Genomic DNA, 26,747 nt, shown 5'->3' on the forward strand with positions numbered 1-26,747 from the left:
TCCCGTTCCCGCTTCTCAGCGGGCCCTCACTCCTCCGGGCACTCCTTCCACGCGAGGTGGTACACGGTGCTGATGTCCCCGTCCGTGGAGTCCATCGTCATGAAGCTGACGTCGTCGGGCGCCGTGGTGCCCGCGCTCACCCGCAGCTCCGTGTTGATGTTGAAGTTGCGCTGCACCCCGCAGGGTGCGTAGACCAGTTGGGCCCAGTCGGTCTCGTCCGTGGCCTGCCAGTTGTCGTCGAGGGGGCCCGCGAAGGGGTGGCTGCGGTACTCCGTGTTCGGGGAGCCCTGGAAGTAGTACGACGCCCGCTGCGTCCCCTTCGCGCCGGGCTGGAGCGAGGCGAAGCCCCGGTAGTCGGCGCTGGCGATGGCGTAGGTGAAGCCCTGGGGGACGTGCACCAGCAGGCTGAGCTGGCAGTTCTTGCGGGAGTCCGTGGGGGCGGAGTTCCCGCCGGCCTGGGCGAGGTAGTCGCTGTACGTCACGGTGAAGGCGGTGTTGTCCGCGGAGACGGCGACCGCGGCGGTGCCCTGGGGGCAACCGGAACCGTTCACTGTGGCGACCTTGATGACGATCTTGTCCGGCGGCGGGTCCTCGAAACCGGTCGCCGGGTTGTGCGCGGGTAACGCGGCGGTGAGGAGCGCGGCTGCCGCCGCACTCAGGAGCAGTCCACCAGCCATGGTTCTCCATCCTTCGGTGGGGGGTGATGTCTCGCCTTGCTGTCATGGATCACTGAGACGGTTGAAGCGTCATGTACATGCCAACAACACACGCGCATGCGCTCCCGGCCTCGTGAAGGAGGCATGAAGGTGCGGTGAAGGCCGGGAGCGCTCGCATCGTACGAAGCCCCGCGACCGGCGGACAGGGTGAACTCCGGCCATTCACTTCCGTCACACCGAACCGGGAGGAAACAGGCGTACCGGAACCCTCGTGTGAACGCGGAGGCGCCGGTTCATGGACAATGGCCCACCGGCACCCCGTGTGGCAGTACAAGCAGGAGGCGCTCCCTTGGAGCTCAGCAGGCGTACCTTCACCGCCCTGGCCGGTACGGCGGCGCTCGGTCTCGCGCTGGCCGGCAGCGGCGGGGCGGCGACCGGCGCGCACGGACCGCGCAGCGTGCCGACGGGCCCGCCGCCGCCTCCTCCGAGCGCGGACGGCAAGCGGCACCGGATCGGCTACGACCGGTACTCGCTGCTGGTCGACGGCCGGCGCCTGGTGCTGTGGTCCGGCGAGCTGCACCCCTTCCGGCTGCCCAGCCCGTCCCTGTGGCGGGACGTGCTGCAGAAGCTGCGCGCGGGCGGGTGCAACGCGGTCAGCGTCCCCGTGCCGTGGAACTACCACTCCCCGGCGCCCGGAACGTACGACTTCACCGGCGTGCGGGACCTGGACCTCTTCCTGACCATGGCCGCCGAGGAGCGGCTGTACGTCATCCTGCGTCCCGGCCCGTACCTCGGCTCCGCCGATCTCGACGCCGGCGGCTTCCCCGGGTGGCTGACGGCCACCGGGGGCCGCGCCCGCACCGCCGACCCCGAGTACCTGCGGCACGTCGACGAGTGGCTGAGCGCCGTCAACCGCATCGCCGTCCGGCACCTGTTCACCGCGGGCGGCGGCACCGTGCTGCTGTACCAGTTCGAGGACGGGTCCGGGGTCTCCATCGGCGATCCGGCCGGGCGGGCCTATCTGACCCACCTGTACGACAAGGCGCGCGCCGACCGCATCGACGTACCGCTCTTCCACGCGGACGGGCACTTCGGTGAGGGCGGGACCGGCCGGCCGACGCCCTCGTTCGTGGCCGCGGCGGCCGGCGGGGCGGCCGATCCGTGGGGCGGGGCCACCTCCGGCGGCAAGGGGTACGCGGAGGTGCGGCGGACGCACGGCGCGGCCCACGAGCGGCGCGACCACCTCACGAGCCTCGCCGACGGCGCCACGGTGCACAACGTCGGCGTGGCGTTCGGCGGGACCTCGTGGGGCTGGCTTCCCTCGCCGGGCGTCTACACCTCGTACGACTACGGGGCGGCGATCACCGAGGGCCGCCGGCCGACGCCGAAGATGGCCGCGCTCCAGCAGCTCGGCCATCTGCTGCGGACCGTGCCCGACCTCGCCCGGCTGGACCCGGCGGAGGAGGTACGGGCCGAGGACGACCGGCTGAAGGTGCGCCACCTGGCCAACCCCGACACCGGCGCCCAGGTGTACGTCCTGCACAACGACTCCGCGGAGCCGGTCGGCTCGATGCTGCCGGACACCGGCATCGACGTACCGGTCACCGTCGGCGCCCACGACGCCAAGCTGCTCACCACCGGCCTGGAACTGGGCCGGCGGAAACTGGCGTACACCACCGCGCAGCCCATGCTGAACACGACCGTCGGACGGCAGGACATCGCCCTGTTCACGGGCCGCAGCGGTGAGACGGCACAGGTCGCGCTGGACTGCGACACCGAGCCGGTCACCAACCGGCTGGACGACGAGCCCGGATGGTCCTACGACCGGGGCAGGCTGAACGTCGTGGTGCCGCTCGGGGTGGGCGGACTGAGCAGGGTGCTGGTCGAGGGCGGGGACTCCGAGACGCCCATGGTGCTGCTGTTCGCCGACGACGCGACGGCACTGCACCTGTGGCCGTACGAGACCCCGTCCGGCTCACTGCTGGTCTACGGCCCGGCGCTGCTCCGCTCGGTCACCCTGCGCGGCTCCACCGCCCATCTCGTCGGCGACCACGTCGGCGAGATGGGCCTGGAGGTGTGGGCACCGCGCGGGATCACCGCCGTGACCTGGAACGGGCGGCCGGTGCGCACCCGTGTCAGCCGGGCCGGGAGCCTGGTGATGGAAGGGCTGATGCCGGGCGTCCCCGAGGTGCGGCTGCCCGCGCTGGAGGGCTGGCGGAGGCAGGCGGAGAACCCGGAGTCCGAGGCCGGTTTCGACGACTCGGCGTGGCCGGCCGCCGACCGCACGTCGTCGCACAGTACGACGCCCGTGCCCGAGGACGGTCCCGTCCTGTTCGCGGACGACTACGGCTTCCACCACGGCGACGTCTGGTACCGGGGGCGGTTCGAGGACACGCGGGGCGTCGAGTCCGTGTCGCTGTCCTACAGCACCGGTACGCAGGGACTGCTGATGGCCTGGCTGGACGGCCGCCCGCTGGGCACGCACCGCATGCCGGTCCCGGACGAGGACACGGCGGATCAGGGCACGTGGACGGCGACGGCCTCCTTCGACGTGCCGGAGAAGCGGCGCGAGCGGGGCCCGCACGTGCTGTCGGTGCTCGTACGGCCGATGCAGCACGACGGGGACGAGCGGGCGGAGAACACGCACAAGGCCGCGCGCGGGCTCGTCGCCGTCGAGTTCGGGGGCCGCTCCCGGAGCGTGGAGTGGCGGATCCAGGGCGCCGCGGCACCGGACCGGGTGCGCGGGCCGCTGAACAACGGCGGGCTGTACGGGGAGCGGGAGGGCTGGCACCTGCCGGGGTTCGACGACCGGGAGTGGCGGGCCGCGGAGTTCCCGCGGGAGGTGCGGCGGCAGGGGGTGACCTGGTGCCGGACGGGCTTCCGGCTGGACGTACCCACCGACGTGGACGCCTCGATCGGGCTCACGATCGACGACGACCCGGAGCACGCCTACCGGGTCCAGGTCTTCCTCAACGGCTGGAACATGGGCCAGTACATCAACGATGTGGGCCCGCAGCACACCTTCGTCCTGCCGAACGGGATTCTGCGCACACGTGGGACCAACACACTGGCCCTGGCGGTGCTGTCCGACGGGACCACACCGTCGGGCCCGCGTGATGTACGGCTGACCCTGCTGGGCGCGGTGCAGGGCGGGGTTCCGGTGGAGGCGGTGGACTCACCGGGGAGGTGAGCCGGAGGGTGAGCCCACCGCCCCGGTGGCTCACGCCAGCCGGATCACGTTCCAGGACAGCGGCTCCAGTACGGCGGAGAGCCGGCCGTCCTCCAGGGCCGTGCCGCCGACCGTGTGCGGGACGACCCGCTCGGGCTCGGCGAGGGTGTTGCGGGCGTCGGGGTCGGCGTCCGCGAGGGCGCTGTGCTCGACGACCGAGGTGAGGTCGAGGCCGTTGAGGGCGACGTCCAGCGGCAGCGACTCGGTGCGGCTGCGGTTGACGGCGAACACGGTGACCGTGCCGTCCTCGGCGCGCACGGCGGTGGCGTGCAGCAGGTCGGCCTCGCCGTACTTCTTCGTCTCGTACGTCGGTGAGTCCACGCGGACGTCGAGCACATCGCCCCGGCCGTACTTCGAGGCCTGGGCGAACGGGAAGAACGTCGTCTGCCGCCAGGCCGGGCCGCCGGGCTCGGTCATGATCGGGGCGATCACGTTGACGAGCTGGGCGAGACAGGCGACGGTGACGCGGTCCGCGTGCCGGAGCAGCGCGATGAGCAGCGAGCCGAAGACGACGGCGTCGGTGACGTTGTAGTTGTCCTCCAGGAGGCGGGGGGCCTCGGGCCAGTCCAGGGCGCTGACCTGGGCTTCCGTGCGGGAGAGGTACCAGACGTTCCACTCGTCGAAGGAGAGGTTGATCTTCTTCTTGGACTTGAGGCGGGCGCCGATGTGGTCGCAGGTGGCGACCACGTTCTCGATGAAGGACTCCATGTCGACGGCGGAGGCGAGGAAGGAGTCGACGTCCCCGTCGAGCGGCTCGTAGTAGGCGTGCAGGGAGATGTAGTCGACCAGGTCGTACGTCTCCTTGAGGACCGTCGCCTCCCACTCGGCGAAGGTCTCCATGGACTGGCCGGAGGAGCCGCAGGCGACGAGCTCGACACCCGGGTCGATCTGGCGCATGGCGCGGGCGGTCTCGGCGGCGATCCGGCCGTACTCCTCGGCGGTCTTGTGACCGGTCTGCCAGGGGCCGTCCATCTCGTTGCCGAGGCACCACATGCGGATGTCGAACGGGTCCTTGTCGCCGTGCTCGACGCGCAGGTCCGAAAGGGCCGTGCCGGCGGGGTGGTTGGAGTACTCCTGGAGCTCCAGGGCCTCGGCGACGCCCCGGGTGCCGAGGTTGACGGCCATCATGGGCTCGGCCTGGGGGCCGATCTTCTTCAGGAACGCGATGTACTCGGAGAGGCCGAAGCGGTTGGTCTCCGTGGAGCGCCAGGCGAGGTCCAGGCGGCGGGGGCGGTCCTCCACCGGGCCTACGGAGTCCTCCCACTTGTAGCCGGAGACGAAGTTGCCGCCGGGGTAGCGGATGGCGGTGACGCCGAGTTCCCTGACGAGGTCCAGGACGTCTGTGCGGATGCCCTCCGCGTCCGCGGTGGGGTGGTCCGGTTCGAAGATGCCGGTGTATACGCAGCGACCCAGATGTTCTACGAACGATCCGAAGAGGCGGGGGTTTACCTCACCTACGGTGAAGGCGGGGTCCAGGGTGAAACGGGCGGTGCGCATGGGTTCCTTTCGGTGCGTTTTCGAGTGCGGGTGCGTTGTGGCTGGTCGCGCAGTTCCCCGCGCCCCTAAAAGACTGTGGGCCAGCCGTTCTTTTGCCAGTTCAGCCGGTTGAGCCCCAGCTTGGGGGTGCCTTCGTCCTCGGCGTCGTAATAGTGGTAGGCCAGCCAGTCGCGGCCCTTGTCCCTGAAGACCGACTGGCCGCCCGTGCCCACGTACTTGCCGTGGCCGGCGAGGAGGAGGTCGCCGCCGCCTTCCAGCATCGGGGTGCCCTTGCTGTCGACGTACGGGCCGGTGATCGATGTCGAGCGGCCGACCTTGATCTTGTACGTCGAGTTCACGCCCGCGCAGCACGCGTCGTACGACGCGAACAGGTAGTAGTGGCGGCCGTGTTTCACGATCTCCGGACCCTCGACCGCGTACGGCTCGTCGGGGCGGGTGGCCAGGTGGTGGACCGTGGGGTCCTCGATCGCCTTGCCCGTTCTGGGGTTCAGTTCGACCATGCGGATGCCGGTCCAGTACGAGCCGAAGGTCATCCACAGGCGGCCGTCGGCCTGGACGACCGCCGGGTCGATGGCGTTCCAGTGGTCGGTGGTCTCCGAGGTGAAGACCTTGCCGTGGTCGGTCCAGGTGCCGGGCAGGCCCGTGCGGGAGGTGGCCACGCCGATCGCGGAGTGGTTGGTGCCCCAGGAGGAGACGGCGTAGTACAGCCAGTAGCGGCCGGCGCGGTAGGTGAGGTCGGGGGCCCAGGGGTCGCCGGTGTCGTTGTACTCGTACCACCAGGCGGGGGGTTCGGCGAAGGCGTTGCCCGCGTCCGTCCAGTGGACGCGGTCCTTCGAGGTGCGGGCGCCGATGACGCCGCCGGTCGAATAGGCCACGTAGCCGCCGGACTTGAGGCGCATCACGGTCGGGTCGTGGATGATCTGCTGGCCGGTGACCGGCTGGGGGTCGGGGTAGGTCACGTCCGCCTGGGCGGTGGTCGGCAGCAGGGCCACGACCGCGGCGGCCAGGAGGGTGACGAGTCTCAGGCGTTTCACATCAGGCTCCCCTCGGTGGGATCACTGGCCGGCCAGACCGGTGTGGGCGACGCCCGCCACGATCTGGCGCTGGAAGAAGACGAAGACGATGATCAGGGGCAGGCCCGCCATGAGGCCGCCGGCCATGAGCTGGGCCCACTGGATGCCGTAGGAGTTCATGACGGTCGCGATGCCGTTCGGCATGGTCATCAGGTCGGGGTTGTTGGTGACCATGTAGGGCCACAGGAAGTTGTTCCACGAGCTGATGAAGGTGAAGATGCCGACGGCCGCGAGGGAGGGGCGGGAGAGCGGCACGATGATCGTGAAGAAGACGCGCCAGCGGCCGGCGCCGTCGATGAAGGCGGCCTCCTCCAGTTCGCGCGGGATGCCCTGGAAGAACTTGTAGAGGATGTAGACCATCGCGGCGGGCGCGCACTGCGGCAGGATCATGCCCCAGTAGGTGTCGACCATGCCCATCTGCTGGACGGTGGTGAACAGGGGGACGCCGAGCACGGCCGGGGAGACCATGAGTCCGGCCATGACGACACCCATCAGGACGTTCTTGCCGCGGAACTCGGTGCGGGCGAAACCGTATCCGGCGAGGGCGCTGGTCACCAGCACGATCGCCGTCACGCAGACGGACACCACCAGGGAGTTCACCAGCCAGTTGGTGATGTTGCCGGTCTCGAAGAGCGCCTTCCAGGCCTGGCCCGTCCAGACCTCCGGCAGCCAGTGCGGCGGGATCTCGGCGGCCTCCGCCTCGGACTTGAGCGAGGTGAGCAGGGCCGCGGCGATCGGCGCCACGAAGACGGCGGAGACGGCGGTGCCGAGCAGGGTGAGGACGATCTGGCTGGGCGTCCAGCGCTTGCGGGACTTGGTGCGTATCGGCGTGGTCGCGACGGTGGTCATCGGCCGCCCTCCTCACGGTTGCGCAGCAGCCACATCCGCGCCAGGGCGACGGCTGCGATGAGCACGAAGAAGATGATGGACATCGCGGAGGCATAGCCCACGCGGTAGCTGGTGAAGCCCTGTTCGAGGGTGTACTGGACGAAGGAGCGGGTGCTGAGCTCCGGTCCGGGGCTGAAGTCCATCATCACGACGGCCTGGTCGAACAGTTGCAGCGAGGCGAGGATCTGGAGCGCGATCACCAGGCCGGTGATGTTGCGCAGCATCGGCAGGGTGATGTGGACCATGCGGTGCCAGGCGTTCGCCCCGTCCAGCTTGGCCGCCTCGTACAGGTGGCCGGGGATGCTCTGGAGGGCGGCGAGGTACAGCAGGAAGCTGAACCCGACCGTCCACCACAGGGTCTGGATCACGATGGCGAGCATGGCGTACGACTTGTCGGTCAGCCAGGGCGTGTCGGTCCCGAGGGTGTGGTTGAACAGGCCGATGCCCTGGGTGAACAGCCACTGCCACATGTTGGCCGCGACCGTCGACGGCAGCAGGAACGGGACGAAGAAGCACAGCCGCCACAGCCACTTGCCGCGTTCGATGTGGTGGGCGAGCATCGCGAGGAGGAAGGCCATGACGGTGATGCAGGGCACGACCAGGAGCGTGAAGTACGCGCTGTGGCCGAGCGCGTCCCACATCGCCGAGTCGTTCAGCGCCTCGCGGTAGTTGTCGAGGCCGACGAAGCTCGCGCCCTCGCCGGAGATGTTGGCGTCCGTGAAGCTGAGGTAGACGCCGCGCAGCAGCGGCCAGACGATGAACAGCACGAAGAGCGCCAGGAAGGGGGCGACGAACCAGCCCCCGTGCTGGAAGCCCTGCTTGCGGCGGACGGTGGCGCCGGCGGTGGCGGTCTTCGCGCGTGCCGGGCGGATGACGGTCTCTGCACTGGTCGTCGTCATGCGACCGCACCTCCCTGCGCGGCTGTCCTGCCGTCCATCGGGTTCTTCGAGGCGAGGAGCGTGGTGAGCCGGCTCTTCATCCGCCGTGCGACGGCGTCCGGCTTGGCGGAGCCCATCGTCGAGGAGACGACGACGGGGCCGAGGTCCTGGGCGAGGACGCCGGTGGAGCCCGCGAACCACACCTTCGGCTCGGTGGCCTGGTGGTCCATGGCCGAGACGTACTCGTTCTGCGGTGCGAGCTTCTTGTACGCGTCCGTGGACAGGGTCGGCGTGTGGGCGGGGATGTGTCCGCCGGCGGCCCACTGCTGGGCGTGCTGGACGATGTAGGCGGCGAGCTGGTGGGCGGCCTCGTTGGTGGCGCCGCCGCGGCCGGCCTGGTGCGGGAGCACGAAGGCGTGCGACTCGGCGTGGGTGGCCTGCTCGCCGAAGACGGGCGGCAGCGGGGTGGCGCCGTAGTCCAGCTCCGCTCCGGAGAAGACCGGCACCGACCAGTTGCCCTCCCAGGTGAACGGGGCACCGTTGATGAACTGCTCGCCGGTCGGCGCGCCCGGGATGACGTACCCGTCGGTGACGTGCCGGCGGAGGAACTCCAGGACCTCGGTGGCCTTGTCGGTGTCGAAGGTGACCTCGGTGTTGGCGTCGTCGAACCAGGTGCCGCCGAGCTGGGTGTAGAAGGCGACGAAGAACCACCACTGGAAGTTCTGGTCGTTGGTCCACAGGCCGATGGTCTGCAGGCCCTTCTTCTGGGCCTTCTTGGCCTTCTTCAGGACGTCGAACCACTCGGTGGTGGAGGTCACCGGGATCATCCGGCCGTCGTCGCCGAGCAGGTCCGCCTTCTTCAGCACGTCCTTGCGGTAGAAGCAGAGCTGGACGTGGATGTCGAGCGGCAGGGCGTAGAGCTTGCCGTCGATGACGCCGCGGTTCCACAGCGCGGGGTTGTAGTCCTCCTCGCGCACGCCGTACTTCGCGAGGAGGCCCACGTCCCAGGCGTCGAGGAGCCGCCCCGGCGAGAAGCCGGTGACCCGGCCCATGTGCATGACCCCGAGGTCGGGGGCGCGGTTGCCCGCGGCCGCCATGGCGAGCTTGGTGTAGAAGGGGTTGCCCCACTGGAGGGTGGAGTCCTTCACGTCGATACCGGGATTCGCCGCCCGGAAGGAGTCCAGCATCGAGATCATGTTGTATCCGTCGCCGCCGCTGAAGAGGTTCCAGTAGCGCACGCGGGTGTCCGCACCGGAGGCGAGCGCGTCGGCCCCGGTCCCGAGCGCCGCGAAGCCGAAGCTTCCGGCGACGGTCAACCCGCCTAGTCCGGCGAGGAGTTGCCTGCGATTCAGGCCAGGTCGTCCCATGCCCTGCCCCATCTGCTCATGGATTGTTCGAGATATCGAATGACGCCCGTAACTTCGAACGGACCGTAAATGTGATGGGCGGGCGCGTCAATGGTTCGGACAAGAACTCACAGCGGGACTTGCCGAGCGCCCTACCCTGGCCGTGGCACCCGGGGACACCGTGGCGGTCACCGGGTGACCGCGTCGCACGGGGAACTGGCCGGGACGGCACCCGACTTGGCATATTGCACAGGTGACCGGGCAACACCCAGGGGAACAGGGAGACAGCGGTGCGTACCAGGAAGGAGATGCGGCGTCTCGCTGACGCCCTCATCGGCCCCATCCGGGTGGCGGTCCCGGCGGACCCCGAGGTCCTGTTCGAGGCGCTGGTCGCCTCCGTCAGCGCCTGGCGGGGGCGTGACGTGGTCGTCCACCGGGCGGCGTTCCCCCCGCACACGGCGAGCGGGCTGTGGCTGGAGCGCGAGGGCCACGACGACGTGGTGGTCGACGAGCGGGCCGCCGTCTGGCACCAGATCGTGATCCTCTGCCACGAGGTGTGGCACATGAGCCGCCGGCGGGCCGACACCGACGGACGGCCCGGACCCGTCGCCGCGCGCACCGACTTCAGCCTGGCGGAGGAGCAGGAGGCCGACCGCTTCGGCATGCTGATGGGCCGCCGGCTGCGCACCTGGCTGGAGGCCTCCACCGACTCGGTGTACGCCGCGGAGGGCGGCGACCCCGAGAACCCGCGGGACCTCGCCGGACGCATCGGGGCCGCGCTCAACTACCGCGGGACCAGGAGATGAGCGGCCTGATCAACTACGTGAGCTGCGGGGCGCTGTGGCTCGGCCTGCTGGTACGGGCCCCCGACCTGCTGCGGCACCGGCGCGATCCGTACCTGCGGGCGATCTGCGCGGTGCTGGGCCTGGCGGGGCTGTGCTTCTTCCTGGGGGCGCCGCCGACGGTCGGCGCCGTCAACCGCATCGGCGACGTGCCCAACCTCGCGGCGCCGGTCACCTACGTGGCGATCACCGGGTACTGCGCCGCGTCCCAGCTCCTCGTCGTGCACTGGCGCGGCGGGCCCCGGGTGCGCCGCACCGCCCGCCGCTGGCTGCTCGCCTACGCCGTCGTCGTCCTCGGCATCACGGTGACGTTCGCGCTCGGTGAGGCGCCCGTGGAACGCCGTACCGACCTGGACACCTACTACGCGACGACGCCGTTCATCGCCCAGATGATCGTGCTCTACCTGGTCGCGCACCTCACCGCGGTGACCGTCACCACCGTGTCGGCGCTGCGCTGGGCACGCCGGGTACGGGGCGGGCTGCGGGCGGGGCTGACGCTGCTCGGCACCGGTTCGCTGTGCGGGGCCGGGTACAGCGTGGCCAAGCTGGTCGCGGTGGGCGCCCGCTGGTCCGGCCGGGACTGGTCGAAGCTCGGCACCACCGTCTCCCCGGCCGCCGCCGGGCTCGGCGCCCTGCTGACGGTCGTCGGGGTGCTGGTGCCGCTGGCGGCGCCCCGGATCACCGAGTGGCGGCGGGCGCGGCGGACGTACGCCCGCCTTGAACCGCTGGAGCGGGCGCTGGACGACCTCCTCACCCGCCGGACGCTGCGGCTGCCCCGGCCCAGGCTCGCCTCCCCCACGACACGGCTGATGTGGCGGCAGACCAGCGTCCACAACGCGCTGAGCCACCTGGACCCCTACTTCGACCGGGAGCTGTACGACCGGACCCGCGCCGGTGTGCTGGCGGCGACGGGGGAGGCGGAACGCGCGGAGGCCGCCGCGTGGGCGGCGGTGATCACCGCGGCGGTACGGGAGGAGGCGGACGCGGGGCGCCGGGTCCCGCCGCGCGACGGCGGCGATGGTCAGATGCTGGACCGGGTGCCGGACCCGGCCGCCCTGGTCCGGATCGCCGACGCGCTGGCCGGTGCGGCCCCGGTGCCGGCGGCCGGCGCGGTGCCGAGCGGTACGACCACGGCGGGGACCGCGTGAACCGGGCCCCGGACGAGAGGAGCCGGCCGGTATGAGTCTCGTCGTCTACCTGGCGGCCCTCGTGTTCGGGATGACGTCCGTGCTGCTGTTCCGCCGCCCGCGCACGGCGGCCCTGCGCAACCCGCTGACGCTGTCCACCTGCGCCGCGGTCATCCTGGGCGCCCTGGTCTTCGTGTGCGCCGCCCCGGCCACCCTGGCCTGCGTCAACTCCCTCACCGGCGTCCCCAACTTCGGGGCCCCGCTGACCTACGGGATGCTCTCCGCGTACAGCTGCGCGGTGCTGGTGCTGCTGATCAACTGGCGGGGCGGGTCGCGGGAGCGGGTGCGGCGCATGGTGCTGCGCAGCGTGGCCGCCTACGGGCTGCTGGTGGCCGCCATCGTCGTCCTGTTCGCGCTCGCCGAGGCGGACACCGAACGGCTGACCGACCTCGACACGTACTACGCCAACACCCCGTTCATGCGGGAGATGATCCTGCTCTACCTGGTCGGGCACAGCGCGGCGATGCTGGTGATGTGCGCCGTCTGTATCAAGTGGGGACGCGAGGTCGGCGGGCTGCTGCGGACCGGGCTGCGGCTGATCCTCGTGGGGGCGCTGCTGGACGTGGTGGGCTTCCAGCTCACCAAGTACACGGCGGTGGTGGCCCGTTGGACGGGCCATGAGCTGGACTTCCTGTCCACCACGGTCGCCCCGCCGATGGCCTCACTGGCCGCGCTGCTGTGTTCGGCCGGGTTCGTGCTGCCCAGGCTGCTGCCGTCCGTCCTCGCGCAGTGGCGGGGGCTCGGCGACTACCGGCGGCTGGGCCCGCTGTGGTCGCTGGTGGGGTCGGCGTCGACCGCTCCCAAGCCGCAGGCCGCCTGGTGGCAGCTTCCGCAGGCACGGCTGCAGTGGCGTGAGGTGTCGATCCACGACGCGCTGCTCGCGCTGGCGCCGTACTTCGACCACCGGGTCCGTGAACGGGTCCGGGACACCGCCCTGCGCGCGGGCCGCTCCCCCCACGAGGCGCGGCTGGCGGCGGAGGCGGCCATGCTCGCCGACGCGGCACGCCGGGCCGCCGCCCGCGAGGAACCTCCCGAGACCGCCGGAACGTACCGGCTGCACGCCACCGAGGTCTCCGGCACCGGTGGGCTGGTGGAGCTGGCGCAGGCGCTGCACCGCCCTCCCGCCGTGCGCGCGGACGCGGCGCCGTCTTCCCCGACCGGAACCGTGACCGAACCCGAGGAGCCCCATGTCGCGTAGAGCTGTCGTCATCGGTGCCGGACTGGCCGGCATGCTGGCCGCGGCGGTGCTGTCGAGCGCGGGGGCGGACGAGGTGATCGTCCTGGACCGCGACGAACTGCCGGACGGCCCGGAGCACCGCAAAGGGCTGCCGCAGGGGCGGCACGCGCATCTGCTGCTGCCGGGCGGCATGGACGCCATGGAGGAGCTGCTGCCGGGCGCGGGGCTGCGCGAGCGGCTGCTCGCCGCCGGGGCGCACGAGATCCCGCTCAGCTCGGGCATGCTGGCGCTCACCCCCGAGGGCTGGCTGCGGCGGTGGCGGCGCGAGGGCCCGGCGATGGTGACGTGCAGCCGGGCGCTGGTGGACTGGGTGGTGCGCACGACCGTACGGGAACAGGTGCCGGTGGAGGTCCGCAGGGCGACGGTGGTGGGTCTCACGGGCTCCGCGGGGCGGGTGCGCGGGGTGCGGATCGCGGCGCCCGGCGGGGACACGGACCTGGAGGCGGACCTGGTCGTCGACGCGAGCGGACGCGGGACGCGGGTCACCGGCTGGCTGGACGGACTCGGGCTGACCGGCGTGCAGGAACGGGCGGTGGACTCCGGGCTGGTCAACGCGTCGCGCGTGTACCGGGTGCCGGACGGGGCGGAACGCTTTCCGCTGACGGTCGTGCAGGCCGACCCGTACGTGTCCCGGCCGGCGCGGAGCGCGATGGTGATGCCGATCGAGGGGGGCCGCTGGCTGGTGAGCTGCGGCGGCTCGCGCGGCGGTGAACCGCCGGCGGACCCGGCGGGGTTCCTGCGGTACACGCTCGAACTGCCGGACCCGATCGTGGGACGGCTGATCTCGGGCGCGGAGCCGCTGTCCGACGTGCATCTGAGCCGGTCGACCAGCAATGTACGGCGGTATCTGGAGCGGATGCCGCGCTGGCCGGAGGGGTTCGCGGTCCTCGGGGACGCGCTCGCCACGTTCAACCCCGCGTACGGGCACGGGATGTCGGTGGCGGCGTTCGGGGCGCGGGTGCTGGGGCGCGAGCTGGGGCGGGGCGGGGGGATCGGTGCGCCCGGGCTGGGACGGCGGGTGGTGCGGGGGGCCGCGCGGGCGGCGGACGTGGCGTGGGCGATGGCGGTGGGGCAGGACGTGTTGTACCCGGGGGTGCGGGGTGGGACGCCGCAGGGCGTCGGCGACCGGGTGATGACGGCGTACACGCGGCGGATGACGAGGGCGGCGACGGGTTCTTACGCGGCGGCCTCGGTGATGTGGGACGTCAGCGGTCTGCGTACGCCGCCGACGCGGATGTTCCGGCCCTCGGCGATGCTGGCGGCCCTGGCCGGGTCTCCGCTGCCTCCGTCGGTGGAGCCGCCGCTGACCCCGGGTGAACGTGAGGTTCTGCGAGGGCTCGACCGTACGGGGGTTTGACTGCTCTCCTCCCTTAAGGGGGAGGGGATTCCTGGCTCAGGCTGCCTCCCGGAGCGGCGCTCCGGGAGGTCTTGCGCCCTCGACACCAGCCGGGTCCAGACCTGCCCGGAGGAGCATCACGCGGGCTGAGTTCTTGTCCCTGGGAGAGACGGCTCCGCACGCGGTGCAGGTGTAGGTGCGTTCGGACAACGGCAGGGCGTGCTTGGCTCTCGCTCCACACCTGGCGCAGTCCATGGTGGTGTCCGCGGGATGCACAAGGCGTACGTCCCGGGCGTGTTTGCGGCCCATCTCGATCAGGGCCTGTTTGGTAGCGCCGATCGCGGCGTCGGCCGCCTTGCGCGCCATCGAGGTGCGGGCGAGGAACTTCGGCCGGAAGTCCTCCACCGCGATCACATCATGGTCGCGCACGACCTTCTTCGCCCACTTGCGGGCGGTGTCCTGCCGCTGCCGGGCGATCTTGGCGTAGGTCTTCGCCCGCCACCGTTTCGCCTCCCGGTAACCTTTCGACCCGGCCTGCCCCTTCTTCGGCTTGCGGCGGGCCATCATCCGGTCGTAGCGGGACAGCTTCTCCTGGCCCTTTCGGCCGTGCCGGGGGTGGGGGAGGTCGTGGGCGTCGGAGGTGGTGGTGGCGGTCTCCCTCACGCCCCAGTCGATACCGATGACCGCACCTGTCGGTGGCAGCGGCTCGATCGGGGCGAGGACGACGAACGAGGCGTACCAGTGCCCGAGATGGTCGCGGTAGACCCGTACCGAGGAGGGCTCTGCCGGCAAGGGCCGGGACCAGACCACGGTCAGGATGATCCCGCCCGCCAGATGTAGCCGCCCGCCTTTGAGGCGGAAACCGCGCCGCGTGTAGTTCAGGCTCGGATCCACCTCGTGCTTCTTCTTGTGGCGAGGCATCCCGGCCCGCCGCTTCAGTGGCAACCGGTTCCTGATGTCCTTGAGTGCTTTGGTGCGGGATGCGGCGAAGTCACGGATGATCTGCTGCTGCGGCACCGAGGCGCCCTCGGCCAGCCACGGCGTCACCGCACGCGCCCGCGTCAGCATCTGGTCCAGCCGGGCCGGACCACACAACTCCCCATCTGCATGAGCCTTCTTCGCGCGGGCCACACACTCGTTCCACAGCCACCGGCACCGCCCCCACTCCCCCTCCAGTTCCGCCCGGGCGGTGGCCGACACCCGCAGCCGATACGTATACCGGGCACGCTGCGTCATCTCCCCGGTCTCTCCCGCCACCCGCACCCCCTTCACCTCTGTTCCGGTCAGCCGGTTCCCGACCAACTGACCGTACGCACGAGTCCCGCACACCCGCACACCCCTTCCACCATGTTCACTCCGGCCAGCGAACAGGGGCACGCATGTTTGCATTCTCCCGGCTCCGCCGGGCGGCTCTCAGAGCGCTCCGCGCCCCAAGAGGGGTGGGTGCGGCAACGCTCCGCGTCGCCGGGCACGGGATGCGCTTCCTCCCCGGCGTGAACACCGAGGCCTCCTCGCAAGAGACCAGGTGAGCCGAGGGGGCAAACGATGAGGTGCAGATCGGGGGCGGGGAACGTGCTTGGGGTCAGGCGTCTGCGGGGCGGCGGTCCGCCAGGAGCAGGGCGAGCGGGCCGGCGGGGAGGAGGAACCGCCCTTCACGGACGGCGTGGAGCGCATCGCTCATCGACCACCACATCAGCTTGAACTCTTGCTCGAACTCGGTGAGCTCTTGCGGGCCGAGCGTCAGATCACGGGCCTCGAAGAGGTGGACACGCGCGGTGGAGGCCAGTGTGATCGCGTGGGAGCCGAGGGGGCGCCACTGCCGGGCGGTGACTCCGGCTTCCTCACGTAGTTCACGGCGAGCGCACTCCAACGGGGGTTCCCCCTCTTCGCGGCGGCCACCGGGAAGGAACAGGTACTCACCTCCGTGGACGGGGAAGTAGGCGCTCAGCAGGGCGACCAGGCCCTCTGCGTCGCGCGCCACGACCACGGAGGCGTCACGCTTGGGTCCATCGCTCATAGGCAACGAGCGTAGTGGCTAGCCCTGTACCCAGGCGGCGAATGGCACGTTCCACACGACGGGGTGGGCGATGCCGCGGCCGTGGTATCCGGCCTCCCCGTAGGCGTCGCCGTGGTCGGCGCACATGATGACCAGCCACGGGCCACGGGCCGAGAGCCCGTCGAACAGTCGACCCACATGTGCGTCCGCGTAGGCGAGTGCCGCGGCCTGTGATGCGGCGCTGTCCACGCTGGTACCGAGGTAGTGGCCGTGGGGGACGTGCGTAGCGGAGACGTTCACGAACAGGAACAGGGGCTGGCGGCCGTCGTAGCGGTCTGCGACGTTGAGGGCCAGGTCCGCCTGGTGGCGGGTGGATTCGATCTCCAGGGAGCAGAACTCGGGGCGTCAGTACGATTCGTGGAACATCGCGGGCAGCACCGACCCGAGGGGCGTTTCCTGGGAGAAGTAGGTGACCCCGCCTACGCACACGGTGCGGTATCCGTGCAGGGCCAGCCCATCGAGGAGGTTCGGGGCGTCGAACACGAACGTCTCGGGCGGCACCTTCTTGAAGGCCGGTGGGCGGCACTCCCACAGGCGGGCCGGTTGCTCGGGCTGAGGCAGCTTGGGCAGGAAGCCGGAGAAGAACGCCATGTGCGCGGGGAGGGTGAAAGTGCCGGGGGTCTGCCGGTGCTCCCATTGCCCGCCCGGCAGGAGCCTGGCGAGGCGGGGCGTGCGGCCGCCCTCCATCGCCTCGCGGGCGACGTCGTAGCGCAGGGAGTCGAGCGTCACGAACAGGATGTTGGTGCCGGAGGCGATGATCTGTGCCGCGTCGATCACGGGTGGTCTCCGTCGGTCGTCCCGGTGTATTCGATCGTGCCTTTGGCCTGTGTGTTCACGGGGATCGGGACACGGTCGAGGGCGATGAGGTCACGGATGGCCGCGAGGCCGTTGGCGTCGTCCAGAAGGGCGCCGTGAGGGGTGTAGAGGCGGATTCGCACGGTGGTCGTGCCGTCTGCGGCATCCGTGGACAGCCACGCCCCAGGTACCTCACGGGCACTCGCCTCGGCCAGCAGCCTGTGTTCGTCCTGTTGGCTGAGGTGGCGGACCCGGCATGCGTAGTGCTGGGCGTTGATCGCGCCCTGGCATAGCCGACCGGCGAATGCGGAGCTGACCGGATGCCCGTCGTGGGCGACATCGAGGTGTGAGACGCGCAGGGTGACGACCATGCAGGCGCCCAGCCACCACCCGACGCCTTCGTGAATCTGGCCGGGGTACTGCCCGACCGCGCCGCCGTCACGGATGACGGCGGCCGTGTCGATGGGGTTAAGCACAGCTGTACTCCAGATCGGCGATCACCCAGTCGGCGAGTTCCCGCGGCGTCTTGCCGTCGGTCTCGACCTGGACCGCGGTGTGGTCTGCTTCGGCGACCTGGGCGAAGTTGGCGAGCAGCCGCGGGAGTCGGCCAGGAACGTTGAGCAGGTCGGTGTCGTCGCTTTTCACGTCCGTCTTGACCGCCAGCCGCGTGCGCAGCTCGCTCTCCGAACAGCGCAGGTAGTACGTGCGGGTCGGTGTCTCCAGGTAGAGGCGGAAGGGCTCCAGGAGTTCGGTGACCACGTCCACGGGTACGTGGTGGATCGCGGAGTGGCAGGCGATGACGGAGGACAGGTAACGGTCTGCCACCACGGGGCCGTGCACTCGGGCCAGCCGCAGCCGGTCGGAGGCGTGCAGCACTCCGGACAGGTAGAACGCGAATTGCGGCAGGGACCGCAGCGTGTTGTTGACCGTGGAGGACCAGCCGGTGTGGGGGCCGGGAAGCGTGTGCAGGCCGGACGCCTTCAACCGCTCGGTGAGCAGACCCGCCAGCGTGGATTTCCCGATGCCGGAGACACCTTCGAGAACGATGAGCGGGTGCGGCTCGCTCTCGTAGGAGGAGGGCTGGTAGGGCGGCGGCATACGCGTCATAGCGTCCCCTCGGTGAACGACGTGATGTGTCCGGCGACGGCCGCGACCAGCCGCTCCGGATCGGACAGGAGACCGGCTACGTTCAGGCGCAGGTCATCGCGCAGAAGGCAGGGTTGAACGCCGCCGTTGTGGTCCACGCGCAGGGCCCAGAACCCTTCGACGCACTGGGGGCGCAGGGGGCAGGTGCCGCACTGGCCGACGTGGTGACGGCCCAGGTCGCGGTGGATGACGTCGATCTCCACGCCGTCGACACGGAAGACGCGTCGGCCCTGGCCGACTCCGGCGACTTCAACGTGCTCCTCCGAGGTGAGAGTGCGCAGGTGGGTCACGATTGCGTCGGCCGATACCGCGGAGGAGGCCCGGGACTCGTTGAAGTCCGTGCCCACCAGTTCGATGAACTGCACCGGCAGCCGCCGCTCAAGGGCGAAGTCGAGGATACGCGGCACCTCGTGGGCGTTTTCCTTCTGCAAGAGCGTGTTGAGTTCCACCTGCTGGAAGATCTCCCGGGCCGCCTCGATGCCGTCGAGGACAGCGGCGATGCTGATGCGGGTGCCGGCGATGGCGCGTAGGCTCTCGTCGGAGAAGTAGTGCAGCGACACCTTCACCTTGTCCAGGCGGGTACGGGACAGCCACGACTGGTGGGTGCGGATGCGGGTCCCGTTGGTGATCAGCGTGTAGGAGGCGTCCGGGGCTTGCTCCGGCATGCCTTCCAGGATCGGTCGGGCCATGGGTGAGGTCAGCGGCTCTCCTCCGGTGAAGTACACCCGTTTGAGTCCTGCATCCATCAGGGCCCCGATGAGCGCCAGGTAACCCGCTGCGTCCAGGGTCCGGGTCCGCGGTTGCAGGGTGCGGTCCAGCTTGGTCCGAGGGGGCGGGACGTCTCCCTCGTTGTGGCAGAACCAACAGGCGATGTTGCACCGTGGCGTGAAGGAGACGCGGAGTTGTCCGCGCAGGGCAGCGAAGTTTTGCAGGGCCGTGAAGTCGACGGCGTCGGCTTCTACGGGTAAGGGTGCTTCTTGCACGCCGGCCTCCAGCGGTTCGTGATGGTTGGGCCCCTCTTCGTGCGCTCCGGCCGAAGGGAAGCGACACAAGGAGAGGAGGAGAACCCGGCGCGGGGCAGCAGCCTTACCGTGGCTACACAAGTCGGGCAGTTCGTCCCCACGCCGGGTGTTGAACCTGTCCGGTGGTCCGGCCGGGGGACATCCGGGCCGCCGGGCAGGGGCTTCATGTGACGCGTTCCAGCTCCCACAGCAGTTCGTCCAGGCCGACGAGCCGGAAGGAACTGAGCCGGCGCACCATCTGGGAGGCGAGGACGGTCGGCAGGAGTTCGTGGCCGTACGGGATCGGTCCTTCGGGCCGTTGCACGACCTGTACGCCCTGGTCGCCCCAGCCGTAACCGACGCCGTTCACCCCGTACATGGGGGCGCTCTGCGCCAGGAGCACCATCGGGTCACGGGTGAGGTGCGGGCACAGTTCGGCGGCGAGGCGCGCGTGCCGGGGGCACACCGGTGGTTGGTTCGTGAGGATCATCGGGTCCTCGGGGTCTACGGTGCCGGGGCCGGCGAGGAAGACGAACCCGAGCGGGGTCCGTGCGCGTTCGGCGCAGACCTGGCAGCGCAGCGCCTGCATCGTCCCCCGCTGCCGCAGGGGGTGCATCATCCGCCACTGCGGCTGGCCCGTCGGCTTCCCGAGATCGTCAACGGGGCCGAAGGCGCAACGGGCCCACAGCACGCCGCGCAGGTCCCGGTCCCGGGGATCCTCGTCGGCGTAGCGCAGCCGGTAGCGGCCCGGCCCGATCATGGTCAGCATCAGGTTGTCGGGGGCGGCTTCCTCGCCCTCGCGCTGGACGACGAAGGGGACCAGGGGCGGTTCGGGGCGCACGATGTTCTCTCTCGTACGGGAGAAGACGGTGTGGGTCATGCGACCTCCTAAGACGGTGGCGAGTTCCCCGCCGGACAAGGGCGGTGCCCACGGGCGCACGGGACGGGCGAAGCGCTGGACGGCGCCGGGGACGGTCACGGCCGGCCGCCGGGGACGGCGAGGCTGCACCAGGTGGTGGTCCCGTCGTCGCTGGTCCCCCAGGTGCCGCCGTGGGCGGTGGCGAGGCAGTCGACGATGAAGAGGCCGCGGCCACGCTCGGCGTCGTGGTCGGCGTAACAGACGACTGGTCGGCCGGGTGTCTCTGCGGTCAAGGCCAAGTGCAGGAAACCGTCGTGGACCGTCATGGTGAAGGTGACCTGTGCGCCATCACCGTGCTGGATGGCGTTGGTGACCAGCTCGGAGACGATGAGTGTGGCGTCGTCGACCAGCGTCTCCAGGCCGCAGTACCGCAGCCGGGCCGCAGTCACCCTCCGGGCCATCCGCACGCGGAGTGCATCCCGTTCAGGGATGTCGCCCTCGCCTTGGGATGGGCAGATCTCGAAGCACACACTCATCCGGTCATGGGGCCGTGGCGCGCGTCCGGGACGCTGACTTTCGCAGGGTGAGCTGTCTGCCGCCGTGGTGGTCGGCATGAGGAAATCATCGGCACCTAAGGCGGCTCGACGGGCGCGCCCTGAGGCCGGGAGATGGGCAGTCGTCATGGTCGGCTCCATGTCGAAATGGCGTGTGACGACATGGTTGCGGACCGTAAATACCCCAACTATCAAGAATTGTTGATAGTTGGGGCCAAAACTTCACGCGTTGCGTTTTTAGTGCGTGGCCACTGGGCCGAGCCACGCCCCGTACGACAGGAAGCTGTCCGGGAGGCGCCGGTGAGCGGCCTCAAGGCCCGCATACGTCTCCCGCACGGTCGGGTGGTACTTCGCCTGCTGCGGGGCGGTCTTGCGCGCCTTGAGCAAGTTCTCGAAGGAGGCGTCGAGGTTGCCCGTCCACAACATGGAGCGGGCGACCTCCGCGTAGTGATGGCTGGTACGGGATTTGGCCCACCCCTTCGGGATGACGATTGTCTGCGCCACCTCGACCGCTTCGCCGTACTGGTCCAACTCCGCGAGAACGGAGACGCGGTGCACGCCCACGTTGGTCGGCCCGAAAGCCAGCCAGTGGACTTGCATCGCTTCGCCGGTCCCGTCCGCGATCTGCTCGGCTTCACTGAGGTGTGTGTGCGCCTGGTCCGCGTCGTGCGCACGGCCGGCCAGCACTGCGGCACCGAGGTGGAGTTGACCGGTGCGACTCGCCGTTCCCGGCTGGCATCGGCCTGTTCCAGGGTGGCCAGGCCAAGACGGATCAGGCGGCTTCCTGTGCGGTACTTGCCTTCGCGCAGGTAGGTCAGCGCACGCATGTAGTGGTGCATGCCACCGAGAACGGCGTCCGACCCGCGCTGGGCTGCCCAGTCGAGCCGGGCCAGAGCGAGCTGGGCGAGATCGGGGTATCCCAGCTTCGCCGCGACGTCGTAGGCAGTGCGGTAGAAACTCGCCAGGGTCAGCCAGCCTTCCCGGGTCTGAACGGTGTGCGCGGCGGTTGTGCTCTCCTCGATGAGACTGGCGACGCGGGACGCGACGCTCTTGATGTTCCCCGCCCGCACATCAGTGCAGAGCTGTTCGGCCTCGCGATGCAGCTCCTCCGGTCGGCGCGCGCGGATGTCGGGGTCCGCACCCAGGTCGTACACATCGAGGGCTTCACGAATGGGCCTTATCAGCACGTCGAGTTGGTCAGCGCGCAATTCGTCCGCGTAGGGCTGCCCCTGAATGGTCGCCACTTCCACGTGCAGCGCGCGGGCGCACGCCCCTACAAGATACGGCGATGCGGGGATGACGCCTTGCTCGACCTTCGTCAGGGTGCTGTACGGGATGTCCGCGAGCTCGCTGAGGGCCCTCTGTGTCAGGTGCCGTTCGCGGCGCAGCCGGGCGATTCGGGTACCGGTGTGGTCTTGCGGCAGAGCATGCATACTGGCTCCTGTTCTGCTTCGACACCAGAACGGTACCCGCGGCCGGCTCCACGGGTACACGAATAGCCCCGCCGCTCACTGCGGTGGGGCTTCGTCGTTGCGCAGCCGTGTGAGTTCCTGGCTGTGTCAGCTGATCAGGTGTGCGTCGAGCCAGTCCGACAGGTCATGGGCGGAGCCGAGGACGTCGTCCCGGTTCGTCAGCTCCTTGATGCCACTGGTCAGGGCGCCCAGGTCGCGGCCGAGTGCGATGTCGTCTTCCATGGTGTCCGATCAGGGCGTACGCCTCGGTCCGGAACTCCGGGCCGATGGACTTCTCCGCGTTCATCGCCTTCCGCAGGTCCCGCGTCGGCGTCATGGCTGCCGCCATCTGGCCCCAGCAGGTGCTGGGCTCCTGCTCAGGCATCCGTCGCCCGTGTCGAACGTGATCACCGCGTCCTGGGACGCGGCGGTCGCCTCTTCCAGGTTCGCGGTCTTCGCCTCCGCGACAGCGGTGACAATCGGCTGCCCGCCACCCTGGAGAACAGAAAGGGGCGGCGGGGGCGAACCAGAATCAGCCGGCGAACGGAGGCTGAGGCGCCCCCTTGCCCGCACCGCGCACCACCAGCAGCGAGCCCGCCAGGGGATGCGGGGCCGTGAGGCCCACGCGGGCCGTGGTGATGTAGAGGTCGGTCAGGTCGGGGCCGCCGAAGGCACAGGCCGTGACGAGGGGGACGGGGAGGGGGATCACCCGGTCCAGCTCCCCGGACGGGGTGTAGCGGCGCACCGCGCCACCGTCCCACAGGGCCACCCAGACACAACCGTCCGCGTCCACGCACAGCCCGTCGGGAAACCCCGCCCCGTCCTCGATCGCGGCGAACGAGCGACGGTTCGCGATCCTGCCGTCCGCCTCACCGACGTCGAAGACGTCGATCCGCCGGGTCGGCGAGTCGACGTAGTACATCAGCCGCCCGTCCGGGCTCCACCCGGTGCCGTTGCTCACCGCCACGTCGTCGAGGAGGACCCGCACCGTGCCGTCGCCGGTGACCCGGGACAGCGTGCCGCCGCAGGGCGCCTCGTCGTAGCGCATGGTGCCCGCGAAGAGGCTGCCGTCGGGGGCGACGGCGGCGTCGTTGGCGCGGCGGCCGGGGACGGCCTCGCGGTGCAGCCAGCGGAAGGTGCCGTCGGGGTCGAGCAGGCCGATGCCGTCCCGCAGGTTGAGGACGAGTCCGCCGCCCGCGCGGGGCTTGACGGCGCCCACGTGCTGGTCGGTGCAGCGGACCGTGCGCCGGCCGGTGGCCGGGTCGTAGGTGTGGACGCGGGAGCCGAGGATGTCGATCCACAGCAGGCGGCCGGTGGCCGGGTCCCAGGTGGGGCCCTCCCCCAGGGCCGCCTCCGCGCGGACGGCGACGTCGTAGGTGTGCGTCATGCCACGCTCCGGTAACCCAGCCGCTCGGACAGTTCGGCGGCGCCCTTCGCGGCGAGCTGCTCCAGCTCGCCGAGCCGCTCGTCGCTCCAGCGGATCATCGGTACGGAGATGGACAGCGCGGCGACCACCTGCCCCGTACGGTCGCGCACCGGGGCGGCGACGCAGGAGACGTCCGGGTTGGACTCGCGGCTCTCCACGGCGACGCCCCGGGCGCGGATCTCCGCAAGGGTCTCGCGCAGGGCGGTCACGTCGGTGATGCTGTTGGGGGTCATCGCGGACAGCTCGGCGTCGTCGGGGACGCGCGCGGTGAGTTCGTGCTCGGGAAGGGAGGCCAGCAGCATCTTGCCGACGGAGGTGCAGTGGGCGGGCAGTCTGCGGCCGGCCGCCGACACCATCCGCACCGCGTGGGTGGAGTCCACCTTGGCGATGTAGATGACGTCGGTGTCCTCCAGGATCGCCACGTGCACCGTCTCGTCGCAGGTCTCGGCGACCGAGCGGGCGACCTGCTGGCCCTCGGCGGCGAGGTCGAGGTGCTCGGCGTAGCGGGCGCCGAGCTGGTACGGGCGTACGCCGAGCCGGTAGCGTCCGGGCTGGCCCGCCACCGGGACGATGTACTTCCGGGCGGCGAGCGTGGTCACCAGCTCGTGCACGGTGGTGCGCGGCAACTGCAGCCTGCGCACGATGTCGGGGGCGGAGAGCGTCCCGTCCCCGTCGAGGAAGAGCTCGAGAATGTCGAGAGCCCGGGTCACGGCTGGTACGAGGCGTCCCACGACCGGCCCCCTCCCTATGTGTCTCAGGCGCCTGCGGTCGTTCGAGATTTCAACAGGCGATCGGAATGGCGAACACACAGGCTAGCCATACGGGCCGACCCCGGGCAATGGGACGATGCGCGACGATGGATCCCGTGCCCACCGGACAACGCCCCACCACCCCGTTCACCCCGCTCGACTTCCAGCTCGTGCTGCTGCGCCGCATGGCCGATCACAACCCCGGCCCGGTGGAGGACGCCCGGCGCAAACTGGGCGTCTCCGCCGCGGACCTGCGCGAGGCCAACAAGCGCTGGCAGGCGATGGTCCGCTCGCCGCGCTCCCGCCCACACCTCTTTCCGGGGGTGCCGCTCTGGCTCCGATCCGATTCCAGCTGGCGGTCTGACCAAGGGTGAAAGGGCCGAGAGGCCGCCGAGGGCTCCCGTGGGGTCTCTGGCGGCCTCTCGTGCTGTCTAGGGTGGAGAAAAACCCCGGGACGGTCCTCCGTGCGCTCGGAGATACCGTCCCAGCCCGGGACGCTCTATGCGGCGGCCTCGTATCCCCCGTCGTCCCCCGGGGGCTCCTGCTCATCACCCCCCGCAGGTGCCGGGGGCATCGGTTCGCCCGCAACCCTGGGTGAAGGGACCTTAGGTTCCTCGCTACTACCCACGGAGGAATGTGCCTCAGGTTCCGGCGGCGTCTGATCAACCGCTGGGCGGAGCTTGTCGTCCCTGCGCCTGAAACGATCCCATGCGTCGCGTACCTGCCCAGCGGACTCAAGCAAATCCGGGAGCTGGTCCAGCAGCCCCTTCAAAGCGAAAATCAAGATCGTAACCACGCCAGCGGCGGCGAGGATGAACAGGATGGCTGCGCCGTCCACGATCCGTACCTTTCCGTTGAGGGTTTGGATCGAGACACGCAGGGCCTCGATCCAAACCCGAGGGTTTGGGTCGAGACACCTGCGCTGACGCAACACGCAAATGTTCTCGTTGGCCTGGTTGCCAGGCCGGGGAACACGTTGGTCGGCTGGCCTCGTCGTTGAGGCTTGGCCGACCGCAAAACAAAACTAAGCAGTAAAAGTAAGATCAAATAAAACAGGCTCCGACTCGACCACATCGCCCTGCGTCTCGGACTGTTAGGCCCGGGGCGGTCGGGTCGGCAACCCGCCAAGCTCGGCCCCTTGCGTGTGCAGTGGACCTGCCCGGATATATATGTAAACAGGCTGGCGAACTATGCCAGCCGATATTGTGTCAGTTTATGTGCATATTGGTTCGCGTTAAACCGAATGCACTGGGACTATACCACGCTCTCTGTGGACTCAAGCCAACGTGCTGCGCGGCTGCTTGAGAGGCAGGAGTGGACCCTGGGTCGACCGAAGTGTGCCTACTGCGTAATCAGGCCATTTCATTAGTTCTCGGTACATTGTGGCAGATTCCGGCCCTACGCTGCCGCCATGACTTCAACCAACCAGCCTTGCGCCTGCGCCCGTTACTCGTTCGAAGTGCTCGTTCACGAGGGCCCGACCAGCGAAGCAGTGTGGCAGGCGACCACCACTGAATGCACCGCCACGACCCAAAGCAAGTTCGCCCCCGGCCATGACGCCAAGCTGCGGTCACTGCTGGCCCAAGCCCAGGCCGGTGGCCACCTCATACGCCAGGTCAGCGGTCGCGCAGTGGTCATCGCCGATGCGGCCACGGCCGCCGCCGCCCTGGGCTGGGCCAACCTGACGCCTTAGACCGTGTCCTACGTGGTGAGGCGGATGAGTCGCTTGTAGCAGCACAGGGCGGCGGCGAGGCCGAGAAAGGCCAGGTAGTTGCGGGGATCGCGTTCGTAGCGGGGGCTGAGCCGGCGGTAGCCGGACAGCCAGGACATGGTGCGCTCGATGACCCAGCGGCGTCGCCCTAATCGCTTGCTGGACTCGATGCCCTTGCGGGCGATGCGCACGCCGATCCGCTTCCCGCGCAGCCATCTGCGCAGATCAGCCCGGTCGTAGGCCTTGTCGGCGTGCAGCCGCTGGGGCTTGAAGTACCGACCGCGATGGGGGTCGTGTCTCGTTTGGTGACCCTCCACCATCGGCTTCAGTCCTTCGCTGTCGTGGGTGTTGCCCGCGGAGACGCCGACGAGGAGGGGCAGTCCGTTCGCGTCCGACAGGACGTGCATCTTGGAACCCGGCTTGCCCCGGTCCACGGGGCTCGGACCTGTGTGTTCGCCCCTTTTTTAGCCCTCACGTGGGCGGTGTCGAGCACGACGCGGGTGACGTCGAGAAGGCCGGCGTCGTCGAGCCGGTGCAGCACGGCCTCGTGCAGCCGGCCCCAGACACCGGCTCTGGACCAGATGAGGAACCGCCGATGGGCGGTCGACTTCGAGACGCCGAAGCAAGGTGGCAACGCACGCCAGGAGCAGCCGGACACCAGCACGTAGATGATCGCGGCGAACAGCGTCTCATCAGGCGTGTCCTGCGTTCCCCCGCCCTGCGGCCGCACCTTCGACGGAGGGATCAGCGGCTTCGCGATCTCCCACAACCCGTCCGGAACAATCCAACTCCACGTACCCCGCCCCATGCCGAGTTCAACGACGCCTCAC

The 26,747-nt window shown here is 70.0% G+C and carries 25 protein-coding genes and 2 pseudogenes; 7 read left to right on the forward strand and 20 right to left on the reverse strand.

Annotated elements, in window-relative coordinates; translation table 11 throughout:
• Positions 1 to 26 precede the first annotated feature (26 nt).
• Complete coding sequence (locus AMK33_RS37895; RefSeq protein WP_073937812.1) at positions 27 to 677, reverse strand: DUF4360 domain-containing protein; 651 nt, start codon at positions 675 to 677, stop codon at positions 27 to 29.
• 328 nt (positions 678 to 1,005) lie between these two features.
• Here AMK33_RS37895 and AMK33_RS37900 point away from each other — a divergent pair, with 328 nt between their 5' ends.
• Positions 1,006 to 3,846 (forward strand): glycoside hydrolase family 35 protein, encoded by a 2,841-nt coding sequence (locus AMK33_RS37900; protein WP_073937813.1) that lies wholly within the window; start codon positions 1,006 to 1,008, stop codon positions 3,844 to 3,846.
• 30 nt (positions 3,847 to 3,876) lie between these two features.
• On the opposite strand, the gene arfA is transcribed toward AMK33_RS37900, so the two are convergent.
• The 5 genes from arfA to AMK33_RS37925 all read right to left on the reverse strand — a co-directional run bounded on the left by arfA (position 3,877) and on the right by AMK33_RS37925 (position 9,588).
• Entirely contained in the window at positions 3,877 to 5,382 is a 1,506-nt protein-coding gene (gene arfA / locus AMK33_RS37905; protein WP_073937814.1) for an arabinosylfuranosidase ArfA, read from the reverse strand.
• Between the two features lie 65 nt (positions 5,383 to 5,447).
• On the reverse strand, positions 5,448 to 6,416 hold the full coding sequence (locus AMK33_RS37910; RefSeq protein WP_073937815.1) for an arabinan endo-1,5-alpha-L-arabinosidase: 969 nt from the start codon (positions 6,414 to 6,416) through the stop codon (positions 5,448 to 5,450).
• A 21-nt stretch (positions 6,417 to 6,437) separates the two neighbouring features.
• Positions 6,438 to 7,304 (reverse strand): carbohydrate ABC transporter permease, encoded by an 867-nt coding sequence (locus AMK33_RS37915; RefSeq protein WP_073937816.1) that lies wholly within the window; start codon positions 7,302 to 7,304, stop codon positions 6,438 to 6,440.
• A complete protein-coding gene (locus AMK33_RS37920) occupies positions 7,301 to 8,242 on the reverse strand; it encodes a carbohydrate ABC transporter permease (RefSeq protein ID WP_073937817.1) in 942 nt (313 codons plus the stop codon). Before AMK33_RS37920 ends, AMK33_RS37915 begins: the two co-directional genes overlap by 4 nt.
• Complete coding sequence (locus AMK33_RS37925; protein WP_073937847.1) at positions 8,239 to 9,588, reverse strand: extracellular solute-binding protein; 1,350 nt, start codon at positions 9,586 to 9,588, stop codon at positions 8,239 to 8,241. The genes AMK33_RS37920 and AMK33_RS37925 overlap by 4 nt, the downstream gene beginning before the upstream one ends.
• Before the next feature lie 269 nt (positions 9,589 to 9,857).
• Here AMK33_RS37925 and AMK33_RS37930 point away from each other — a divergent pair, with 269 nt between their 5' ends.
• Genes AMK33_RS37930 through AMK33_RS37945 form a run of 4 tightly spaced genes read left to right on the forward strand, consistent with a single transcriptional unit; the run spans position 9,858 to position 14,190 of the window.
• On the forward strand, positions 9,858 to 10,373 hold the full coding sequence (locus AMK33_RS37930) for a toxin (RefSeq protein WP_073937818.1): 516 nt from the start codon (positions 9,858 to 9,860) through the stop codon (positions 10,371 to 10,373).
• Positions 10,370 to 11,557, forward strand: coding sequence for an MAB_1171c family putative transporter (locus AMK33_RS37935; protein ID WP_073937819.1), 1,188 nt, complete (start codon positions 10,370 to 10,372; stop codon positions 11,555 to 11,557). The genes AMK33_RS37930 and AMK33_RS37935 overlap by 4 nt, the downstream gene beginning before the upstream one ends.
• 31 nt (positions 11,558 to 11,588) lie before the next feature.
• A complete protein-coding gene (locus AMK33_RS37940; RefSeq protein ID WP_073937820.1) occupies positions 11,589 to 12,794 on the forward strand; it encodes an MAB_1171c family putative transporter in 1,206 nt (401 codons plus the stop codon).
• Positions 12,784 to 14,190, forward strand: coding sequence for an NAD(P)/FAD-dependent oxidoreductase (locus tag AMK33_RS37945; RefSeq protein WP_073937821.1), 1,407 nt, complete (start codon positions 12,784 to 12,786; stop codon positions 14,188 to 14,190). The genes AMK33_RS37940 and AMK33_RS37945 overlap by 11 nt, the downstream gene beginning before the upstream one ends.
• A gap of 36 nt (positions 14,191 to 14,226) precedes the next feature.
• Here AMK33_RS37945 and AMK33_RS37950 read toward each other — a convergent pair whose 3' ends face one another.
• From AMK33_RS37950 to AMK33_RS38000, 13 genes and pseudogenes are all read right to left on the reverse strand, one after another.
• Positions 14,227 to 15,405, reverse strand: a complete 1,179-nt coding sequence (locus AMK33_RS37950; RefSeq protein ID WP_073937848.1) for an RNA-guided endonuclease InsQ/TnpB family protein — start codon at positions 15,403 to 15,405, stop codon at positions 14,227 to 14,229.
• Between the two features lie 346 nt (positions 15,406 to 15,751).
• Positions 15,752 to 16,186: an NUDIX hydrolase gene (locus AMK33_RS37955; protein WP_073937822.1), complete on the reverse strand. Its 435-nt coding sequence runs from the start codon at positions 16,184 to 16,186 to the stop codon at positions 15,752 to 15,754.
• An 18-nt stretch (positions 16,187 to 16,204) separates the two neighbouring features.
• On the reverse strand, positions 16,205 to 16,552 hold the full coding sequence (locus AMK33_RS45045) for a sulfatase-like hydrolase/transferase (RefSeq protein ID WP_327380508.1): 348 nt from the start codon (positions 16,550 to 16,552) through the stop codon (positions 16,205 to 16,207).
• 18 nt (positions 16,553 to 16,570) lie between these two features.
• Entirely contained in the window at positions 16,571 to 17,002 is a 432-nt protein-coding gene (locus tag AMK33_RS45050; RefSeq protein ID WP_327380506.1) for a hypothetical protein, read from the reverse strand.
• Positions 16,999 to 17,496, reverse strand: coding sequence for a hypothetical protein (locus AMK33_RS37965; protein WP_073937823.1), 498 nt, complete (start codon positions 17,494 to 17,496; stop codon positions 16,999 to 17,001). The genes AMK33_RS45050 and AMK33_RS37965 overlap by 4 nt, the downstream gene beginning before the upstream one ends.
• Positions 17,489 to 18,127, reverse strand: a complete 639-nt coding sequence (locus AMK33_RS37970; RefSeq protein ID WP_073937824.1) for a thymidylate kinase — start codon at positions 18,125 to 18,127, stop codon at positions 17,489 to 17,491. Before AMK33_RS37970 ends, AMK33_RS37965 begins: the two co-directional genes overlap by 8 nt.
• A complete protein-coding gene (locus AMK33_RS37975; protein ID WP_073937825.1) occupies positions 18,124 to 19,149 on the reverse strand; it encodes a radical SAM protein in 1,026 nt (341 codons plus the stop codon). The genes AMK33_RS37970 and AMK33_RS37975 overlap by 4 nt, the downstream gene beginning before the upstream one ends.
• Before the next feature lie 202 nt (positions 19,150 to 19,351).
• Positions 19,352 to 20,047, reverse strand: a complete 696-nt coding sequence (locus AMK33_RS37980; RefSeq protein ID WP_073937826.1) for a hypothetical protein — start codon at positions 20,045 to 20,047, stop codon at positions 19,352 to 19,354.
• 95 nt (positions 20,048 to 20,142) lie between these two features.
• A complete protein-coding gene (locus tag AMK33_RS45380; RefSeq protein ID WP_268817396.1) occupies positions 20,143 to 20,487 on the reverse strand; it encodes an ATP-binding protein in 345 nt (114 codons plus the stop codon).
• A gap of 330 nt (positions 20,488 to 20,817) precedes the next feature.
• Positions 20,818 to 22,013, reverse strand: a pseudogene (locus AMK33_RS37990) (helix-turn-helix domain-containing protein).
• 126 nt (positions 22,014 to 22,139) lie between these two features.
• On the reverse strand, positions 22,140 to 22,274 hold the full coding sequence (locus AMK33_RS44830; RefSeq protein ID WP_268817397.1) for a hypothetical protein: 135 nt from the start codon (positions 22,272 to 22,274) through the stop codon (positions 22,140 to 22,142).
• A 289-nt stretch (positions 22,275 to 22,563) separates the two neighbouring features.
• Positions 22,564 to 23,418 (reverse strand): SMP-30/gluconolactonase/LRE family protein, encoded by an 855-nt coding sequence (locus AMK33_RS37995; protein WP_073937828.1) that lies wholly within the window; start codon positions 23,416 to 23,418, stop codon positions 22,564 to 22,566.
• Positions 23,415 to 24,188 (reverse strand): IclR family transcriptional regulator, encoded by a 774-nt coding sequence (locus AMK33_RS38000; RefSeq protein ID WP_073937829.1) that lies wholly within the window; start codon positions 24,186 to 24,188, stop codon positions 23,415 to 23,417. Before AMK33_RS38000 ends, AMK33_RS37995 begins: the two co-directional genes overlap by 4 nt.
• 125 nt (positions 24,189 to 24,313) lie before the next feature.
• On the opposite strand from AMK33_RS38000, the pseudogene AMK33_RS38005 reads away from it, so the two are divergent.
• Both AMK33_RS38005 and AMK33_RS38015 read left to right on the forward strand, forming a co-directional pair.
• Positions 24,314 to 24,511 (forward strand): annotated as a pseudogene (locus AMK33_RS38005) (hypothetical protein); the annotation flags it as partial.
• Between the two features lie 1,106 nt (positions 24,512 to 25,617).
• A complete protein-coding gene (locus AMK33_RS38015) occupies positions 25,618 to 25,899 on the forward strand; it encodes a hypothetical protein (protein ID WP_079195134.1) in 282 nt (93 codons plus the stop codon).
• Positions 25,900 to 25,907: 8 nt separating this feature from the next.
• Here AMK33_RS38015 and AMK33_RS41985 read toward each other — a convergent pair.
• Positions 25,908 to 26,725, reverse strand: a protein-coding gene (locus AMK33_RS41985) for an IS5 family transposase (RefSeq protein WP_107425270.1) whose coding sequence is annotated in 2 segments (ribosomal slippage) — positions 25,908 to 26,377 and positions 26,377 to 26,725 — 819 coding nt in all. Because the reading frame shifts where the segments join, the coding sequence is not laid out codon by codon here.
• Positions 26,726 to 26,747: the final 22 nt, after the last annotated feature.

Origin of the sequence: Streptomyces sp. CB02400, from assembly GCF_001905725.1 — a bacterium.
GTDB classification, from domain to species: domain Bacteria; phylum Actinomycetota; class Actinomycetes; order Streptomycetales; family Streptomycetaceae; genus Streptomyces; species Streptomyces atrovirens.